This window comes from Paractinoplanes toevensis (assembly GCF_018332695.1).
In the GTDB taxonomy this organism is placed as follows: Bacteria; Actinomycetota; Actinomycetes; order Mycobacteriales; family Micromonosporaceae; genus Actinoplanes; species Actinoplanes toevensis.
The window spans coordinates 1-2,407 of record NZ_BOQN01000252.1 but is presented as its reverse complement, the minus strand read 5'-3'; the positions used below and the strand labels follow the sequence as shown (position 1 = coordinate 2,407).

Here is a 2,407-nt window from a genome sequence, read left to right as displayed (position 1 = left end):
GGGCTGGCTGAACAACCCGGCGAACCCGGACTACAAGCCCGGCCGGGACGGCTTCATGCGGCAGACCACGGCGGACGCCGAGACGCCGAACAAGTGGAGTTACCCCGAGCGGATCATGGGCTGGATCGAGACGCCGCAGCGCAAGGGCACGCCGGCCAAGAACGCCTACCAGTACCCCAACTTCGGGGACAAGGCCGGCACGTTCGAACGGGAGTCTGACGGCGGGACCTGGGACAAGCTCACCCTGCCCGACCTGTGGACGTTCTGCTCGGCCGATTTCGGCTGCTCGCCGGCCGACAACGGCTGCCCGGCGGTGGACAGCTCGTGCTGGTGGCACGGGCACGCGGACTTCGCGAACTGCGACGATCAGATGTGCGCCACCGAGAACGTGAAGTACCTCCGGGGTGACGCCGAGCCGGGCGTGCAGCGGATCTACGAGCGTGACTGCGGTGACTTCGATTCGAGCAAGGTCGCGAACCGGGACACCGGCAAGGACATCAACATGGTCTACACGCTGAACGACACGCAGTACTACAACCTCGGGTGCTCGATCCCGGCGAACACCCTGGGCGGCAAGTTCACGCTTCGCGGCGGCCGGCCGGCCGGTGGCGACGGTGCGCCGTACGCCGCCTACGACACCCACCAGGTCGGGGCCGGCTACAAGGGACACATCTGGTTCACCCACGGTGCCTCCGGCGCGGCGCTCGACAAGCACAAGGTGGTGGCGTCGTGGACGCCGGAGCTGCCGCTCGGCGCCGGTCAGGCCCAGTTCTACGACATCCTGGTGCACCTGCCCAGCCACGGAGCGACCTGGCAGAGCGCGCCGTACCTGATCCAGCGGGGTTCCCGGTCGGATCTGACCGGCTACCTCACCTGCACGATCAAGCAGGATTCCGCCGGTGACGAGAAGGGCAAGGACCACTGGGTCAACCTCGGCAGCTACCTGATGGGCCGGGGCGCACAGGTGGTGCTGAGCAACGAGGGCGCCGGATCGTCCGACACCGTCGGTTTCGACGCGATGGCGTTCGTGCCGCAGAACGCCGCGGGTGGCTCCTGCGGGGCCGCTTACTGATCTACCCGAGTCGCTGACCGGCGCCGCGTCCGATCTTCGGGCGCGGCGCCGGGACGTGTTCGCCACTGCCCGGTAACTCCTGACAGAATGGCCACTATGTCAGACGCCGCCGCCTACCGCCCACGGGTCCTTTCCGGTATCCAGCCGACCGCCGACTCGTTCCATCTCGGCAACTACCTGGGCGCGGTTCGCAACTGGGTGGCGATGCAGGAGACCCACGACGCCTACTACTGCGTCGTCGACCTGCACGCGATCACGATGGGTCATGACCCGATCGCCCTGCGCAATCGCACCCGGATCTCGGTGGCGCAGCTGCTCGCGCTCGGGCTCGACCCGGAGCGCTGCACCCTCTTCGTGCAGTCGCACGTGCCCGAGCACGCCCAGCTCGGCTGGGTGCTGAGCTGCATCACCGGCTTCGGTGAGGCCGGTCGGATGGTGCAGTTCAAGGACAAGTCGGCCAAGGCCGCCGAGACCACCACGGTCGGGCTGTTCACCTACCCGATCCTGCAGGCCGCCGACATCCTGCTCTACCAGGCCGACCAGGTGCCGGTGGGGGAGGACCAGCGGCAGCACCTCGAGCTGACCCGCGATCTGGCCCAGCGGTTCAACACCCGGTTCGGCCCGACCTTCACCATGCCCGCGCCGTACATCCTGCGCGACACCGCGAAGATCACCGACCTGCAGGACCCGACGGCCAAGATGAGCAAGTCGGCCTCGTCGCCGAACGGCATCATCGAGCTGCTCGAGGAGCCGGCCCGTTCGGCCAAGAAGATCAAGTCCGCGGTCACCGACACCGGGCGGGAGATCCTCTACGACGAGGAGAACAAGCCGGGCGTCAGTAACCTGCTGACCATCTACGCGGCGCTGACCATGCGGACCATAGACGAGTTGCTCGAGCACTACGACGGCAAGGGCTACGGCGACCTGAAGAAGGACCTCGCCGAGGTCGTCGTCGAGTTCGTGCGGCCGATCCAGGAACGCACCCGGACCTACCTGGAAGACCCCGGGTACCTCGACAAGGTGCTCGCCATCGGGGCCGACAAGGCCCGCACCGTCGCCTCGGCGACGCTGGCGACGGCGTACCAGAACGTGGGTTTCCTCAGCCCGGCCCGAGAGCTCTGAGCGGCGGTGGCCGCCCTATCGACGACGCGGATCGGGGTCGCGATCGACATCCCCGAGCCGTGGGGTGAGCAGTTGACCGTCCGCCGGGCCGAGGCCGGTGACCCGCAGGCGGCCTACACGCCGGCGCACGTCACGCTGCTCGGCCCGACCGAGATCGCCACCGAGGCGCTCGATGCGGTGGAGAGACATCTGGAGAAGGTGGCGGCCGCGCAG

General features: G+C 68.1%; 3 protein-coding genes. All 3 read left to right on the top strand.

Annotated features, from left to right (window positions below; genetic code table 11):
* Nucleotides 1–1,072, top strand: a 1,072-nt coding sequence (locus Ato02nite_RS51020) for a carbohydrate-binding protein (RefSeq protein WP_498371300.1), incomplete at its 5' end; no start/stop codon positions are given.
* Between the two features lie 96 nt (nt 1,073–1,168).
* Nucleotides 1,169–2,194, top strand: coding sequence for a tryptophan--tRNA ligase (gene trpS / locus Ato02nite_RS51015; RefSeq protein ID WP_213013974.1), 1,026 nt, complete (start codon nt 1,169–1,171; stop codon nt 2,192–2,194).
* Between the two features lie 6 nt (nt 2,195–2,200).
* The coding region (locus Ato02nite_RS51010; protein ID WP_369076941.1) for a 2'-5' RNA ligase family protein at nt 2,201–2,407 on the top strand (207 nt) is incomplete at its 3' end.